12 protein-coding genes are annotated in these 16,917 nt (G+C 69.8%); 3 read left to right on the top strand and 9 right to left on the bottom strand.

Annotated features, from left to right (window positions below; translation table 11 throughout):
• Positions 1-222 precede the first annotated feature (222 nt).
• On the top strand, positions 223-1,566 hold the full coding sequence (locus IRT45_RS10850; protein WP_309240891.1) for an AarF/UbiB family protein: 1,344 nt from the start codon (positions 223-225) through the stop codon (positions 1,564-1,566).
• A gap of 121 nt (positions 1,567-1,687) precedes the next feature.
• Here IRT45_RS10850 and IRT45_RS10855 read toward each other — a convergent pair whose 3' ends face one another.
• The 5 genes from IRT45_RS10855 to IRT45_RS10875 all read right to left on the bottom strand — a co-directional run bounded on the left by IRT45_RS10855 (position 1,688) and on the right by IRT45_RS10875 (position 6,265).
• Positions 1,688-1,975, bottom strand: coding sequence for a WhiB family transcriptional regulator (locus IRT45_RS10855; protein WP_051042974.1), 288 nt, complete (start codon positions 1,973-1,975; stop codon positions 1,688-1,690).
• Positions 1,976-2,619: 644 nt separating this feature from the next.
• The gene (locus IRT45_RS10860) at positions 2,620-4,770 is read right to left on the bottom strand and encodes an ATP-dependent DNA helicase UvrD2 (RefSeq protein WP_228534160.1); all 2,151 of its coding nucleotides are present in this window, start codon (positions 4,768-4,770) and stop codon (positions 2,620-2,622) included.
• 102 nt (positions 4,771-4,872) lie between these two features.
• A complete protein-coding gene (locus IRT45_RS10865; RefSeq protein WP_309240892.1) occupies positions 4,873-5,343 on the bottom strand; it encodes a MarR family transcriptional regulator in 471 nt (156 codons plus the stop codon).
• Entirely contained in the window at positions 5,340-5,792 is a 453-nt protein-coding gene (locus IRT45_RS10870) for an EVE domain-containing protein (RefSeq protein ID WP_194805737.1), read from the bottom strand. The genes IRT45_RS10865 and IRT45_RS10870 overlap by 4 nt, the downstream gene beginning before the upstream one ends.
• Positions 5,793-5,827: 35 nt before the next feature.
• Positions 5,828-6,265 (bottom strand): hypothetical protein, encoded by a 438-nt coding sequence (locus IRT45_RS10875; RefSeq protein ID WP_194805738.1) that lies wholly within the window; start codon positions 6,263-6,265, stop codon positions 5,828-5,830.
• Between the two features lie 101 nt (positions 6,266-6,366).
• On the opposite strand from IRT45_RS10875, the gene IRT45_RS10880 reads away from it, so the two are divergent.
• Positions 6,367-6,618, top strand: a complete 252-nt coding sequence (locus tag IRT45_RS10880) for a mycoredoxin (protein ID WP_269750196.1) — start codon at positions 6,367-6,369, stop codon at positions 6,616-6,618.
• A 22-nt stretch (positions 6,619-6,640) separates the two neighbouring features.
• Here IRT45_RS10880 and nudC read toward each other — a convergent pair whose 3' ends face one another.
• Together nudC and IRT45_RS10890 are read right to left on the bottom strand one after the other, a co-directional pair.
• Positions 6,641-7,567 carry an NAD(+) diphosphatase gene (gene nudC / locus IRT45_RS10885; RefSeq protein WP_194805739.1) on the bottom strand — a complete coding sequence of 309 codons (927 nt, stop codon included), beginning with the start codon at positions 7,565-7,567 and terminating at the stop codon, positions 6,641-6,643.
• 76 nt (positions 7,568-7,643) lie between these two features.
• Complete coding sequence (locus IRT45_RS10890; RefSeq protein WP_039780170.1) at positions 7,644-8,702, bottom strand: TrkA family potassium uptake protein; 1,059 nt, start codon at positions 8,700-8,702, stop codon at positions 7,644-7,646.
• 352 nt (positions 8,703-9,054) lie between these two features.
• Here IRT45_RS10890 and IRT45_RS10895 point away from each other — a divergent pair, with 352 nt between their 5' ends.
• Positions 9,055-9,447, top strand: a complete 393-nt coding sequence (locus IRT45_RS10895; RefSeq protein WP_194805740.1) for a hypothetical protein — start codon at positions 9,055-9,057, stop codon at positions 9,445-9,447.
• Between the two features lie 13 nt (positions 9,448-9,460).
• Here IRT45_RS10895 and IRT45_RS10900 read toward each other — a convergent pair whose 3' ends face one another.
• Positions 9,461-13,192 carry an ATP-dependent helicase gene (locus IRT45_RS10900; RefSeq protein WP_194805741.1) on the bottom strand — a complete coding sequence of 1,244 codons (3,732 nt, stop codon included), beginning with the start codon at positions 13,190-13,192 and terminating at the stop codon, positions 9,461-9,463.
• Positions 13,189-16,707: an ATP-dependent DNA helicase gene (locus IRT45_RS10905; protein WP_194805809.1), complete on the bottom strand. Its 3,519-nt coding sequence runs from the start codon at positions 16,705-16,707 to the stop codon at positions 13,189-13,191. Before IRT45_RS10905 ends, IRT45_RS10900 begins: the two co-directional genes overlap by 4 nt.
• Positions 16,708-16,917 lie beyond the last annotated feature (210 nt).

Raw genomic sequence — 16,917 nt, forward strand, 5'->3', positions numbered from 1 at the left:
AAATATGACGTACCAGATCCCACGGCCAACTTTTAGTGGAAACCACAAAAACTAGGGACGGAGGCCCGCCGACCACCACGGACGAGCCGTTTGCCATGCGTTCGCGCGCCCCCACCACCGCCCGGACCGACTCCACTGTGACCGATGACACGTCTCGATCCAGGGGTGGAGTTCACGCAATTCACATGGCACGCGGCACGGTGGGTCAGCCATGATGGGGGTGTGTCTGAGATTGTGCGCCGTAGCTCATCCCGCAACGCCAAGTTGGCGAAGATTCCACTCGGTATCGCGGGACGGGCCGCTGTGGGGTTCGGCCGCAAACTCGCCGGCGGCGACAAGGGCGAGATCAATGCCGAGTTGAATCAGAAGGCCGCCGAGCAGATCTTCTCCGTTCTCGGCGAACTCAAGGGCGGCGCAATGAAATTCGGGCAGGCGCTGTCGGTGATGGAGGCCGCCGTACCCGAGGAGTTCGGCGAGCACTATCGCGAGGCGCTGACCAAACTGCAGGCCGCGGCCCCGCCGCTGCCGGCCGCCGCGGTGCATCGCGTGCTGGATCAACAGCTGGGCACGGCGTGGCGCAAGCGCTTCCGCTCCTTCGACGACGCCCCCACCGCCTCGGCCAGTATCGGACAGGTCCACAAGGCCGAATGGTCCGACGGCCGCACGGTGGCGGTGAAGGTCCAGTACCCCGGCGCCGACGAGGCCCTGCGCGCGGACCTCAAGACGCTCAATCGGATGGCCGGCATGATCGGCGCCGTCATCCCGGGCGCCGACGTCAAACCCATTCTCGCCGAGATCACCGAACGCACCGAAGAAGAACTCGACTACCGGACCGAGGCCGCCAACCAGCGTCGTTTCGCCAAGGCCTTCGACGGCCATCCTCGGTTCCTGGTACCCAAAGTGGTGGCCGGGGCACCGAAGGTGATCGTCACCGAATGGCTCGACGGCACCGCGGTCTCCGGCATCATCAAGCGGGGCGAACAGGATCCGGCGGGCACCGTCGAACTGCGCAACCGCGTGGCAACCCTGATGGGTGAATTCCACTTCTCCTCCCCCGCTCTGGCCGGACTGCTGCATGCCGACCCGCATCCCGGCAATTTCATGATGCTCGACGACGGCCGGTTGGCGGTGCTGGATTTCGGCGCCTGCGCGCCGCTGCCCGACGGGTTCCCGCCGGTGCTCGGCCAGATGGTGGCGATGGCGGTCGAGGATCGGTTCGAGGAACTGACCGATCTGATGTACAGCAACGGCTGGGTGATTCCAGGCCGCACCGTCACGCACGCGGAGATCGCCGACTATCTGCGCCCGTTCACCGATCCCATCCGCGAGGATTCTTTCCACTTCACCCGCAAGTGGATGCAGCGCGTGGCGGGCAAGGCCACCGATGTGAGCCGCCCGGAGATGAAAACCGGTATGTCGCTGCAACTTCCGGCCGAACACATCATGGTGTTCCGGGTGCTGATGGGTTCGATCGGCATCTGCGCACAGCTCGACGCCGAGGTGCCCTTCATGAAGCTGATGCACGACTGGGTGCCCGGCTACGCCGAATACCGCAGCGCCAGTTGATCCTTCGCCCCGACGGGCGCCGAATAGGGGACAAGCCCCGCATCCGACATCGGATGCGGGGCTTGTTCGTGTTCCCAGAAGTGGCCGAGGCGGATCCGCGCTCGGCCCGAACCGGCGCCGATCACGCCAGTGCGACCTTCCGCGGGCGGCCGCGCGGCCGCTTGCGGGCGATCACGACGCCCTGTTCGAAGATTTCGCCACCCCAGACACCCCAGGGCTCACCGCGATCCAGGGCGGCGGCGAGGCAGCCCTTGCGGATCGGGCAGGAAGCGCACAGTGTCTTGGCCTCTTCCAGCTGGGTGGGGCTTTCGGCGAACCACAGGTCCGGGTCACCGACTCGGCAGGGCAGTGCGAGCGCGACACCGCGGGTGCGGGCCGGCCTCGAGGCCTGGGTCGATCGGCATGTCACGCGAGTAGCGGTCGCGGTGGACACGTCTTGCTCCTTCAGCTCGTGCAGCGGTCGTTTCGTTGTCTTCCGCGAAACCGGTGCCGGTGGCTGGAGGCCGAAAAAGAACTATGGCCACGGTTTCGCTTCGGGCGATCCGTGGCCAGGAGGCTGCGGTAGCTGGTGCTACCTGAACCGACTTCGGTGTCGGTTACTGATCACGGTCGCTGGGTGTGCGTTGCGGAGGCGGGCTGCCTGCAGATTCGCCGTCATACGATCGGCTTCCACTGCGAAGGCGTCGGCTGCGTCGGTGTGGAAACCGATGTGTGCCTGATGCCAACCCCACTCGGACTTGTCTGCGGCAATTGCATATGCGGGCGCTTGCGGTCGAGCACCGATAATGCTTGCGACAGACAGACCGGTCCCCTGCAAGGCGAGGACCCCCCGGGAGGCGGACACGACAGAAACCACCGGTGCCACAACGCTTCTCGAAGCGAGAGTCACGATGTTGTTCATTTTGTCTACCTCCCTCCTACTCGTTATCCGACTGATCACTGTGCGCGCCGGAATGCCCTCCCAGCGCGTGATCACCACCCTACGGGTGCGATACACAACCGCACAACCTATTTTTCACCTGCGGTTTTGTCCTTCGCGGCACCTTCGCCGAATCACCGGTTGCGCACCCGTGATCGCACGATCGCGAGCAGCTCCGGACCGAACTGCTGCGACTTCTGCTGTCCGATACCCGGAATCGCGGCCAGCGCGTCCTCGTCCATCGGCACCTGTTCCGCGATCGCGGTCAGCGTTTTGACGCTCACCACCGCGAACGGTTTGATCTGCAATTCCTCGGCCCGCTGCCGCCGCCATTCCTGCAGCGCGCCGAGCAGTTCGGTGTCCACCTCGGCCGGACAGCCCGAACACCGCCCGAGCAGCGTGTCGGTGGAATTGAGCAGCGAACGTCCGCACACCCGGCAGACCGGCAGCCGGCGGCCGCGACCACCCCGCGTCCCCGCCTGCTGAGCGACCATCGACGCCGGGGAATCCTCCGGCACCAACCCGGTGAGGAATCGGCTGCGCCGCCGGTTGCGCCGCCGGCCGTCGGCGCGCGACAGCGCCCAGGACAACCGCAGATGTTCGCGCGCGCGGGTCACGCCCACGTAGAGCAGCCGCCGCTCCTCCTCCAGCGCGGCCTCGTCGGTCACCGCGCCGCCCTCACCGAGCACATGGGCGATGGGCAGGGTGCCGTCGGCCAGACCGACCAGGAAGACCGCATCCCATTCCAGCCCCTTGGCCGCGTGCAGCGAGGCGAGGGTGACACCCTGCACGGTCGGTGGGTGGCGCGACTCGGCACGGACGGCCAATTCCCGTAGCAGCCCGACGAATTCGAGGGCGGGATCGTGGGCGGCGAGTTCCTCGGTGAGCTGCACCAGGGCCACCAGCGACGACCAGCGTTCGCGAGCCTGCGCACCGGCCGGCTCCTCGGCGGTGAGTCCCAGCCGGGCCAGGACCGCGCGCACGAGCGTCACGACCTCGGGACCACGGGCCGCGGGCAGATCGTCGCGGGCTCCGGCCTGGCGCAGTGCCTGCACCGCCTGCCGGACCTCGGCTCGCTGGAAGAACCCCTCGCCGCCGCGGACCTGGTAGGGAATGTCCGCCTCGGTCAGCGCCTGCTCATACACCTCGGACTGGGCGTTGATGCGATACAGCACGGCGATCTCAGCGGCCGGAACACCCCGCCCGAGCAGGCCGGCGATGCCCTTGGCGACGGCGGTGGCCTCGGCGACCTCGTCGTCGTACTCGGCGAAGGAGGGTTCCGGCCCGTCGGCGCGCTGCCCGACCAACTGCAGCCGGGTTCCCGCGATCCGGCCGCGGGCGGCGCCGATCACGCGATTGGCCAGCGACACCACCTGCGGCGTCGAACGGTAGTCCCGTTCCAGCCGGACGACGGTGGCGTCGGGGAACCGGCGGGAGAAGTCGAGCAGATAGGCCGGGCTGGCGCCGGTGAACGAGTAGATCGTCTGATTGGCGTCACCGACCACGGTCAGGTCGTCGCGATCGCCGAGCCACGCGTCGAGGACGCGCTGCTGCAGGGGGGTCACGTCCTGGTATTCGTCGACGACGAAGCACCGGTAGCGACCGCGGAACTCCTCGGCCACGGCCGGGTAGTCCTCGAGCGCGGCGGCGGTGTGCAGCAGCAGGTCGTCGAAATCGAGCAGCAGACCGTCCGGGGTGTTCTTCAACGTCTCGTAGCCGGTGTAGACGGCGGCGATCTTGTCCGCCTGATACGGAATGTCGCGATGGTGGCGCTGGGCGGCGCCGGCGTAGTCCTCCGGCGCGATGAGCGAGGCCTTCGCCCATTCGATCTCGCCCGCCAGATCACGCACATTCTCCGTCGCGGTCGGCAGCCCCACGCGCTGGGCGGCCTGGGCGACCACCGCGAATTTGGAGTCGATGAGCTTCCACGGCACATCGCCGACGATCTGTGGCCAGAAGTACTTCAGCTGTCGCAGCGCCGCGGCGTGGAACGTGCGCGCCTGAACCGTCTGCGCGTCACCCCCCAGGCCGAGCGCGCGCAACCGTGCCCGCAGTTCACCTGCCGCCCGGGCCGTGAAGGTCACCGCCAGCACCTGGTCGGCGCGCACATGCCCGGCCGAGACCAGATGCGCGATGCGGTGGGTGATGGTCCGGGTCTTGCCGGTGCCCGCGCCCGCGATCACACACACCGGCCCGCGCGGCGCCCGCACCGCGGCGGCCTGCTCGGGATCGAGCCCGTCGAGCCGCAGGCTGGTCGATGAGGTCGGGACAGGCACGCGCTCCATCATGACAGGCACCACCGACATCCGCGCCGCCGCGACGACGCCCCGCGGTTACCCGGCCTCACGGGTGCACAGCGCGTTGCCCTCGGCCGGCGCGAGCGTCGCTCAACTCCGCGCGTCGCGCAGCGTCCGCAGCGCTGCGGCGAAGTCGGCGGTCCGGCCCCGCAACGGCCCGAAGAAGGCCCGGTCGCAGTCCTCCACCGCGACGATCGCGCGATTCACCAGTGCCACACCGGCTTTCGTGGGGACCAAGGATTTCGCGCGCCGGTCGTGCGGATGATCGCGCCGTTGGATCAGGCCCTTCTGTTCGAGAGCGCGTAGTACCTGGGAGGTCATCATCGGGTCGGTGGCGGCATGGGCGGCCAGATCGCGCTGCGTGATCGGGGTGTCGGCATTCGATCCACCGAACCACGTCAGCGCGGCCAGGAGCACGAACTGCACGTGGGTGAGATCGAACGGGGCCAGCGCCGCGCGCACCGCCGCCTGCCACCGGTTGGTCACCTGCCACAACAACAGGCCCGGACTCTCATCGGCACTACCGAATTCCGTTCGCAGCGCGTGGGTTTCGTCGCTCACCGGTCCGCCCTCGACCACCCACCCGCGTCCTCTCCCAGCATGGCCTGCGAGATGACCGCGAAATCGTGCGCGCTCAGTTCCACCACACCGCGCCGCAGCACGATGCCCCAGTTGGGAACGCTGGTGAGATCGAGATCACCGCGCACGGCATCGATCGCGACATCGTGCGCGTCCGGGCGAAAGGTCACCGCGCGCCGCCACGGCCGGAAGCAGCCGCCCGGATCCTCCGCCTGCCACGCGGGCCGGTCGTCGACCGTGCCGATCGCGGTGAACGACTTGACCGGTTCCCCCTCGCGCATACCGGTTCTGGGCGAGTAGTAGACGAGTCCGTCACCCGGTCGCATCCGTTCGACCGCGGCACGCTTGCCGTGATTGGCCTGCGCGATGCCGAGCTCCACCCCGCGACGCACGTGATCGCGGGAGACGACGGCCAGCCAGTACGTGTTCATGATGTCCTCCTGAAACGATTCAACGGGCGAACGATTCAGCGGGTGCCCGGAACGGCGCGGCGCGCCTCGGCGGTCTCGACCAGCGCCGCGAGGTCGCGATGGACGGAGTCGGCCAGTCCGCGGCCCATCAGCGCCGACCACAGCCGGCGCAGCGGACCGGTCATCGAGATGGTCACCGCCACCTCGGTGCCCGCGGCCGTCCGCACCACGCGATGGGCGAAGGTCAGCCGAGCGCCGAACAGCCGCGAGACGTCGACGAACTCCTCATCGGTCAGCTTCTCGACCACGAACGCGACCTTCGGTCCCCCTTTCGGCTTCAAGGTCCCCGTGGCGCCCTCGACGAAGGGGCCGTCCAGCCGCACCCATTCGGTGTCGGCATTCCATTCCGGCCAGGCGACCATATCGGCCCAGACCGCGAAGAAGTCGGCGGGCGCGGCGGTGGATACGGCGTGAGCTGCGGCGATCTGTCTCATGCATTTAGTATGCGCGCTTACTATTTGCTTGGCAAGTCCCTCCGGCAGAGGTCACAACCAGCCGTGGGAACACGGAAAACCCATTCGATGTTCAATCAGGCGTGACTGCTACTGACCTGACCATGTACTCGACGACCTGGTGCGGATATTGCCGCCGCCTCAAGAAGCAACTCGACGAGGCGGGAATCACCTACACCGTCGTCGACATCGAACAGGACCCCGAAGCGGCCGAATTCGTCGGCAGCGTGAACGGCGGCAACCATGTGGTGCCGACCGTCAAGTACTCCGACGGATCCACTGCCACCAACCCGAGCCTCGCCCAGGTGAAGACCGCGCTCGCCGCGATCGGCTGACCGGCGGCGAGTCGCGGGCGAATCAGCCTGCGGCAGCCCAGGATTCGACGATGGTGCGGGCGATGGAAATGGAGCCCGGCAGCAGTAGCCGCTGCTGCTCGGCATTTCCGGTGTCGCCGGTGACCGAACCCCACGCACCCGCGGCCAGCGCCGTGCGCACCTCGTCGCGGGTGAACCAGTGGGCCTCGGCGATCTCGCCGTCGGAGAAGACCAGCGGCGCGGCGGGATCGGCGACCGCGGCGAACCCCAGCATGAGCGAACGGGGCAGCGGCCACGGCTGACTGCCGAGATAGCGGATATCGCGCACCGCGACACCGACCTCCTCGCGGACCTCGCGCTCGACGCAGCGTTCCAGCGACTCCCCCGCCTCCACGAATCCGGCCAGCAGCGAGAACATCTTCTCCGGCCAGTTCTGCTGACGGCCCAGCAGGACCCGGTCGCCGCCGTCGTGCACCAGGCAGATGATGGCCGGGTCGATGCGCGGGAATTCCTCGTGCCCGGAAGCGTTGACGCGCGACCAGCCGGCATTCGACACCGTGGTCGGGCTGCCATCGACGGCGCTGAACCGGGCGCGGTCGTGCCAGTTCAGCAGCGCCAACGCGGTGGACAGGACGCCGAGGATGACATCGTCGAGGTGCAGCGTGGTGCCCACCACCCGCAAGTCCATCAGCTGACCCTCGAGCTCGTTGTCCCGAACGGCCCACATGTGCGCGCCGTCGACCACACCCAGCAGGACCGCCTCGGGCATCGGCTCGGACGCATAGTCCAGCGCCGCTTCCAGCACGAGCTGATCACCGTCGATCCGAACCTGACCTCGCCGGTTCATCCGCACCAGTTTGGCCTCGGCCCAGCCTTGCTTCAGTGCCTGCTCGTCCGAGCGCAATATCTCGGCACGATCGAGAGCGGAACGCGACAGCAGGGGAAGACCATTCAGTTCGAATACCGACACGCTTCGAGCGTATCGCGGTGGCCGCGCGGGCCTGGAAGAGGCAGCTGCGCGACCCCGCCGGGTACCGCCGTCCGTGCTATTTGTGCACGCGACGGATGTAGAGCAGTTTGTCGCCGGTTTCCAGGGCATCCACCTCCGGCTCGTCGACCCGGATCAGCGTGCCCTCCCGGACCACGCCGAGCACGATATCGCGCAGATGCCGCGGCGAGCCGCCGACCTCGTCGGATTCCACGTCCCGCTCGGCGATGGCGAAACCGGCCTCGGGGGTGAGCAGGTCCTCGATCATGTCGACGACGCTGGGGGTGGTGGTCGCGATACCGAGCAGCCGGCCCGCCGTCTCCGAGGAGACCACGACCGAATCGGCACCGGACTGCCGCAACAGATGGGTGTTCTCGGCCTCGCGGATCGAGGCGACGATCTTGGCCTTGGCGTTGAGTTCGCGCGCGGTGAGCGTGACCAGCACCGCGGTGTCGTCACGGTTCGCGGCGATGACCAGCGAGGCCGCGTGCTGAGCTCCAGCCAGCCGCAGCACATCCGATTGCGTCGCCGAGCCGTGCACCGTCACCAGCCCGGCGTTGGCCGCGGCCTCCAGCACGGTCGCGTCGGTGTCGACCACCACGATCTCGGCCGGTTGCACCCCGTCGCCGAGCATCGCGTCGACCGCGGTCCGGCCCTTCGTGCCGTATCCGACGACCACGGTGTGATTACGCACCCTCTGCCTCCATCGCTGAATTTTGAACGCCTGTCGTGACCGCTCGGTGAGCACCTGCAGGGTGGTACCGACCAAGACGATCAGGAACAGCACGCGCAGCGGGGTGATGACGATCGTGTTGATCAGCCGCGCCTGCTCCGTGATCGGGGTGATGTCGCCGTAGCCGGTGGTCGACAGCGAGACCGTCGAGTAGTAGGCGGCGTCGAGCAGGGTCAGCTCCTCGCCGCGGTTGTCGTGATATCCCGCGCGGCCGAAATAGACCACCAATGTCGCCGCCACCAGCAGCAGCACCGCGAACGCGACCCGGCGGGTCAGCGAGACCCAGGGACTGGTCCGGATCTCCGGAATGCGCAGAATGCCGACCAGGGCGTAATCGGGGCGTTCCGTCAAACGGCCCAGACCTCGTGAGCTGTCACCGAACACGGCATCCCCCGGATATGTCGTTGCTCACCTGTGCCACAGATCCGCAGCGTACCGGCCGGATGCCGACTCCACGGACTGGGCACGCGAGTGGGAACTGCCCGGCGTGAGTGGGCAGGAGCGGAGGCGGCAGCGCAGCGTCACCACGGAGCGACCCCACTCACGCCGAAACAACACAGCGTGAGTGGGCAGGAGCGCAGGCGGCAGCGCAGCGTCACCACGAAGCGACCCCACTCACGCCGAAACAACACAGCGTGAGTGGGCAGGAGCGCAGGCGGCAGCGTAGCGTCACCACGGAACGGCCCCGCTCGCGACGGAGAGAGCGCGGCAGCCGGGGGCGAGGAAAGGACACAGCATGAGTGACGCCGGTCGGGCCTCACAGCGGCGAGCGGTGCTGATGAGTACCGCGCTGTTCGGCATGGGGACCCTGCATTTCGTGGCGCCCAAGCCCTTCGATTCGATCGTGCCGCCCGCTCTCCCGGGTCGGGCCCGGACCTACACCTACGCCTCGGGTGTGGCCGAAATCGGTGTGGCGGCCGCCCTGGCGGCTCCGCGCACCCGGCGGCTCGGCGGCCGGCTCGCGGTTCTGTTGTTCCTCGCGGTCTTCCCGGCCAACATCCAGTTCGCCGCCGATTCGGTGCGAAATCCGAAGGCGGCCAAGGCGATCAAGTGGGTGTCGGTGCTGCGGTTGCCGTTCCAGGTGCCGATGATCACCCAGGCCCTGCGCATCAGCCGCGAAGCGGCCTGAGCGGCAACGACTTTCACTCGGGCGGGTAGTCCGGGTCGAAATCGGCGTCGGACACCGGGTCGGGCGGCGGCTCGTCGCCGTACTCCTCGTCGGGCGGAAGGTCGCCGGCGAGTTCCGGGCCGGCCCCTGCCCGCGGGTCGGCGGGCGGCGCCCAGGCGGGCGCGACCTCGGCGATGAGATCGGCCAGTTCGGCCGGCCCCGGCAGTTCGGCGGGCGCGACCGTCCGGCCGCTGCGGACGTAGTGGAATGCGGCGCCGACCTTGTCGAGCACGAGCTCTTCGGCTTCCCCGGTCTGCGCGGCCATCATGCGGGCCCAGGCGACCCGGTAGACGGCCAGCTGCATCGCGACCGAGCGTTCTTCCGCGCGTGACGGTTCCGAGCCGGTCTTCCAGTCCACGACCAGCCAGCGGCCGCCGGGTTCGCTGAACACCGCGTCCATGCGGCCGCGAATGAGGGTGGCGCCGATGCTGGTCTCGAATCCCACTTCGACATCGATGGGGTTGCGGTCGGCCCAGGGCGAGGCCAGGAACGCCTCCTGCAACCGGATCAGGTCGGCGTCGCCCGCACCGCTGTCGGCGGCGCCGGGCAGTTCGTCGAAATCGAGCAACCCGACCGCACCGAACCAGCGCTGCAACCAGGCGTGAAATGCGGTGCCGCGCCGGGCCAGCGGGCTCGGCGGATACGGTAGCGGCCGCCGCAGCCGCGCCGCGAGCTTGGCCGGATCGGCCCGCATATCCACCAGCGCGGTGGCGGGCAGCTGCGCGGGCAACTCCACTTCGTGGATGCCCTCGACCGTCGCGAAATGCTCAGTGAGCAGGGCGTCCACATCGTCGGCCCAGCCTTCGGGATCCGGATCGTGGTCGGGCGCCGCGCCTTCGGCCGATCCGTTGCCGGAGACCGTGCCGTCCGTGCCGGAGGTCGCCGGGTCGTCCGTCAGGTCGGCGAACAGATCCAGCTGGCGCGCAGATTCGAGTTCGCTCGTGGCGTCGTGGGCACGGCGGGACGGAACCGGGGGGATCTCGGCCCGGGCGGGAGCGGTTCGGCCGCTCGTCGGCTGGGTGCGGTGCTCACGAGGTTCGGGCGGAAGGTGCGCGAGCGCGGTGCGGACCAGGTCCGCGCCCGCTTCGACCGCACGCCGCCGCACGCCGAGCGGATCGCGGGGCCAGTCGGCCACGGCGGGATTGTCGGTGAAGGGATTGGGTGCGTCGGGGGGTGGTGGGTCGGCCCACAGGTCGACACGCACGGTGCCGTGTCCGGGAGACTCCGGATGTTCGGTCCACCGTTTCAGTTCGAGTAGGAAATCCGAGGGCCCCTTCGGCGTGGAACCGGTCTCGGCCCAGTGGTGCGCCGAAACGAACAGTGCGCGTTCGGTTCTGGTGAGCGCGACGTAGAACAGGCGGCGTTCCTCGTCGAGGCGGCGGCGGGCCAGCGCCTCCTTGTGGTGTTTGATCGCCCGTTCCAGATCCGTGCGGTCGTACAGTTCGGTGAGGTCGAGGACCGGTACCCCGTCGCGCGCGGGCGCGGTATCCGTTGCGTCACCGTCGTTGTCACGTTGCCGGTCGCCCCGCAGCGAGGTGGGGAGTTCGGCGAGTGCGCCGAGCCAGGTCGCGGCGGCGTTCCCGGAGGGAAACAGGCTCCGCGATACGTGCGGGACGGCCACAACCTCCCATTCCAGCCCTTTGGCCGCGTGCACGGTGAGCACCTGGACGCGGTCGTGCGCCACCTCGACTTCGCCCGGCTCCAGACCGTTCTCGACCTCTTCGGCGGCGGCGAGGAAGCTCAGCAGACCGGGCAGGGTGGCACGGTGGTCACCGGCATATCCCGCGACCACGTCGGCGAAGGCGTCCAGATGTTCGCGCCCCGCACCGGCGCCGGCGGCCGCGCGACGGGTCTGGGTTTCCACACCGACCCCGATCGTGCGTTCCACATCGGCGACCAGTTCCGGCAGCGACTGCCCGCTGCGTTCACGCAGGGCCGCCAGCTCCCGCCCCAATGCGACGATGCGCGCGTATCCGAGCTCCGAATATCGTTGCGCCGAACCGGGATCGGCGATCGCATCCGCGATGCCGGCTTGTTCGGCGGGTTCGGGCGCCACGGCCCGCAGCGCATCCGACAGCCCGGCGGCGTCGGTGATCGGTTCCGCGCGGCCCGGCGTCCCGACGATCGACAGCTCCCGCGCCCGCGCCGACAACGCCTTCAGATCGCTCACGCCCAACCGCCAGCGCGCGCCGGTGAGGATGCGCATCGCGGCACTGCCGGCCGCCGGATCGGCGATCAAACGCAGGGTGGCGACGATATCGGCCACTTCCGGGGTGGCGAGCAGACCGCCCAGGCCGACGATCTCCACCGGCAGCCCCCGCGCGCGTAACGCCTCGGCCAGCGGCGCGGCGTCGGCGTTGCGGCGCACCAGGACCGCGGAGGTCGGGGGTGGCCGTCCGGCGTCGGCACACTGCTCCCATTCCGCGGCGATCCGCTCGGCAACCCACTTCCGTTCGTCGGCAACGGTGTCGGTGAGAGCCAGCGCGACGGTGCCGGCCGTCGCCTGAGGCCGGGGGCGCAGCGCGTCGACCGTGACCCCGCCCTCGGCGCCGCGCAGTGGTTCGGCGACCAGATTCGCCAGCTCCAGCGCCTCCGGCGGATTGCGCCAGCTCGTCAGCAGCGGCAACACCGGCGCGGCGACATTCGGGGCGGCCGGGAAATCGGTGGTGAAGCGGGGCAGGTTGGCCGCCGACGCACCGCGCCAGCCGTAGATGGACTGCATCGGATCGCCGACCGCGGTCACCGCCGGGCGGGTGGCGACGTCCGTCTGCGGCGCCTCGGCGCCGAGACCGACCGCGCCGCGGTCACCGAACAATGCGGCGAGCAGAATGCGCTGGGCGTGACCGGTGTCCTGATATTCGTCCAGCAGCACCAGGCGAAACCGCTCGCATTCCGCCGCACCGACCTCGGCGTGCGTGGCGGCCAGCCGCGCGGCCAGCGACATCTGCGAGCCGAAATCCAATGCGCCCCGGCGCCGTAACTCCTCGCCGAGCCGCGCGACCAGCGGCAGCAGCGCCACCCGATCCTGTTGGGCTTTGACGATCCCGCGCAGCTCCTGATTCGGACCGCCGCGCTGGCGCGGACCGGGAGGCAGCGTCTCCACCAGCCGTTCCAGCTCCCGATGCGCCACCGCCAACTGCTCGGGTTCCACCAGATGTTCGGCGAGCTGACCGGACAGCGCGAGCACCGCCTCGGTGACCGATACCGGGGTGCGCTCGGTATCGAGATCACCGTCCCAGCCGGTGACCACGCGATGGGCGAGCTGCCACAGCTGGGTTTCGGTGAGCAGTGTGGCCGAGGGCTCCACGGGCAGCAGCAGACCGTGTTCGGCCAGCAGCCGCCCGGCGTAGGAGTGGTAGGTGCTGATCTCCGGCTCGGATCCGACCAGGGTCGCGCGCAGGCGCCCGGTGCTGTCGATCTCGCGCAGCAGCGGCGATCCGGCCAGCCGCGCCAGGCGCGTGCGAATGCGAGTTGTCAACTGCTGCGCGGCTTTTCGGGTGAACGTCAGCCCCAGCACCGCGTCCGGCGCCACCAGCCGATTGGCGACCATCCAGACCACCCGCGCGGCCATCGTCTCGGTCTTGCCCGCGCCCGCACCGGCCACCACGAGGGTCGGGCCGAGCGGTGCGGCGATGACGGCGGACTGTTCGTCGGTGGGTGGCGGCAGGCCCAGTGCCTGCGCCAGCTGCTCCGGCGTGATCGTCATCGATCCGTCACCTGGCGGCCCGTGTCCTGCACGGGGCAACTGCCGGCGACCTGGCAGTGCCGGCAGCCGTCGTTGCGCATGGCCAGGAAGCCGGGCCCGCGGGTGGCGGCCGCCGCATCGTGAATCGCCTTGCGCCACTGGGCGATACCGTCGGAATCGAGTGCGGTCTGCAACCGCTCGGTGGCCCCGTCGCGGCTGGGTTTGGCCACGTAGACGAGCCGGGCGCCGCCCGGTTCGACGCGGTCGCCGTCCACCTCCGCGGCGAATCCGCCCGCCCCGGCGGCCACCTGGTAGGTCGCCAGCTGTGCGTGATCCTGAGCGGCCTGTTTGGAGATCGGGGTCTTGCCGGTCTTGACGTCGACGATGACGAAGCGGCCCAGCGCGTCACGCTCCACCCGGTCGACGCGGCCGCGGATGCGCACCGGCACCTCGTCCGGGTCGCGGGCCGGCAGCACACAGTCCACCGGCACCTCGACACCGACCTCGGCCAGCTCGGCCCGGGTGTTGCGCAACCAGGCGAGGAAGGTGTCGACCATGGCTTCGGTGCGGCGTAGTTCCAGCCGGGAGTGCCAACTGTGCGGGCCGTCCTCCCCGGAACTCGGGTCCACGGCCTTCCATGCCTTGACCAGCGCCGCCTTCACCTGTTCCTCGGTCACTCGCCCGGCCAGCGCCTGGACCAGGGTGTGCACGAGATTGCCCTTGACGGCATGCGGATTGTCCCCGTCGCTGCCGCCGTGTCGTTCCAGCGCCCAGCGCAGCGGACAGGTCTGCAACAGCTCGACCGTCGACGGGGACAACGCGACCGGCCCGTCACCGTCGTCCCACAGCGCCAGTTCCGAACTCGGATCCGCGATGCCGTACCACTCGTCCGGATGGGCGCCGCGCACACCGGCCGCGGCCAGACGGGCCAATTGAGCGGCGGCCCGGTCCCGGCGGGCGGGGTCGGCGCCGTCGTCGCAGACCACGCCGCGCAATTCGGCGATCAGCGCCTGCGCGACCAGCGCGCGCCCCGGATCGACCGGCGGCGGAATACGTCCCGGCTCCCCCGGTTCCGCCTCCGGATCGAGTTCGGCCAGGAATCGGGACGGCACCAGATCGCGCTCTCCGGTAACGGATTCGACCGCGGTCACCAGCAGGCTGTGGCGGGCCCGGCTGCACGCCAGCAACAGCAACCGGCGCTCCTCGGCGAGGATCGGCGCGGCCCGGCTGACCTGCTCGCCCGGATCGGCCACGCCCCCGATGAGGTCGACCAGTTCCTCGATGCCGAGCAAGGTCCCGCGCGGACGCAGGTTGGGCCAGATCCCCTCCTGCACTCCGGCGACGGCCACCACATCCCATTCCCGGCCGGCCGCGGCGTGCGCGCTCACGATCGCCACCGCGTCACCCGGTTCGGTCAGCGGAGCCGAATCCTGGTTGATCTCCTGCTGTTCCAGATATTCGACGAAACCTTCGACGGATGCGCCGGGCAGCCGGTCGACGTAGGCGGCAGCGGCATCGAAGAGACCGACGGCGGCATCCAGGTCGCGATCGGCCTGCACGGCACCGGCGCCGCCGCGCTCGGACTGCGCCACCCAGCGCTTCTCCAGCCGCGACGCGGTCCACAACGCCCACAACGCATCCTCGATCCCGGCCCCGCGCCGCAGCGCCCGCCGCGCCCGGTCGACTGCCCGCAGCACCCGCACCAGCGGCGCCACCTCGACCTCGGTGAGCCGATCGAGCAGGGTGCGATCGCCCACTCCGGTGATGAGGTCGCGCAGCACGACCGCCGAGGACCGGTCGAGTTCGGAGTAGGGGGCGAGGGCCGCCGGCGATTCCTCGACTGTCGATGAGCCAGGCGCCGGTGGCGCGGAATCGCCATTGCCGGGCAGACCCGGCTCGGGTTCGCCTGTCCGCGTAGGAGATTCGGCTCCCGGCTCACCGGCGCCGAGCTCCGCGTCGCCGTGGCCACCCGTGCTCGGCTCGGTCCGCGGATACCCGCGCTCGATCAGCGCGCGGCGAACGCCGCGGCGCAGGCGGCGCAGGCTGATCTGATCCGCGCCGCCGAGCGGGCCCAGTAACAGATCGAGCGCATCGTCCTCGGTGAACATCTCCGAGCGCCCGCGTTCGACCACCAGCAGGGCGCGCAGCGACTGCAGCATCCACGCGGCGCCGCGCCGCCGGGCCAGCGGGGTGTCCGGTTTCGGTTGCAGCACCGGCACTCCCGCGGCGGTGAGCGCGCGGCGCAGCGGCCCCAGCGACAGCGGCACCGAGCGCACGACGACCGCCATCCGCGACCACGGCACATCCGCGGTGAGATGCGCCCGCCGCAGGTGGTCGGCGATCAGCGCCGCCTCCTTGGCGGGGGTGGTGAGAACCCGCACCAGCACCTGCCCGTCGACGGCGGGATCGCCGAGCAGATGGGGTCCGCCGGTCCGCACGTCGAAGCGGTGCGCGGTCCGGCCCGGCATGCGGGCGGCGATCCGGGCCACCGCGTCGTGCACCGCCGGCGCGCAGCGATGATCGTCGTGCAGGACGATCCGGCGTTCGGGTGGGGCATCGGGTTCGGTGACGAAACGGGTGTCCGCACCACGGAAACTGAAGACCGCCTGATCCGGATCGCCGGCCACGACGGTGGTCGCCGGCCCGGACCCGATCGCGCGAATCAGTTGTGCGGCAAGCGGATCCACATGCTGGGCGTCGTCGACCAGGAGGGTGCGGATGCGTTCGCGCTCGGCGACGAGAAGTTCCTCGTCCTCGATCAGCACGTCCAGTGCGGCGCCGACCAGTTCGGCGGCGTCCAGGGCGGGGGCGCTGGCCTCGGGGGCTTGGACGCCGACCGACCAGCGCAACAGCATCGACTGCTCGTAGCGCTGCGCGAACGATCCGGCCGCCTCCCATTCCTCGCGTTCGTGCAGGCGCCCCAGTTCGATCAGATCCTCGGGTCCCAGATCGCGCTCGGTGGCGCGCAACATCAGGTCGCGCAGTTGCTCGGCGAAACCATTGGTGCCGAGTGCCGCGTGCAGGCGCGGTGGCCACAGCACCTCGGCGCCGGACGACATGTCGGCGAGTTCGCCGCGCAACATCTCGCGCAGGACCACGTCCTGCTCGGCGCCGGTCAGCAGCCGCGGCGGCGGATTGCCGCGCGCGGCCGCGTGCGTGCGCAGGATCGCGAAGGCGTAGGAGTGCACCGTGCGCACCATCGGCTCGCGCCCGGCGCCCGGCACCCCGCCGAGTTCGGGTGCGAGCGCGGTCAACTGCCGGGTGAGAGCGTTGCGGACCCGCAGCGCGGCCTGTTTGGAATGGGTGAGTACCAGCACCGAGTCCGGATCGGCGCCCGCGACGATGCGATCGGCGGCGAGATCGGTGAGCAGCGCGGTTTTCCCGGTGCCGGGACCGCCCAGCACCTGCCAGGGTCGCCAGCCCGGGTCCGCGCCCGACCCACCCGCGAACAGCGTTCGGACATCGGCACCCCACTCGCGTGGCCGGGGTGCGGTCTCACTGCGGCGCACCAGTCGCACCGAGCTATCCGATCGCATCACACGCGCTATTTCAACAGACACCCCCGACAGGATCGAATTCCGTGACAGCAAACGCACCCCGCGCATCCGATGTGTCCGTGTTGTGATCGGCGCCACGCCCGTCCGGGCGCTATTCACGACTTCACGCCGATCTCCGCCCGCGACCGATAATGCCTGGTAGACGGCGTGTACGCCGTGCCGCACCGCGGCGCGTCGAGGCCGCTGCGA

Source organism: Nocardia sp. BSTN01 (assembly GCF_015354405.1).
Taxonomy (GTDB): domain Bacteria; phylum Actinomycetota; class Actinomycetes; order Mycobacteriales; family Mycobacteriaceae; genus Nocardia.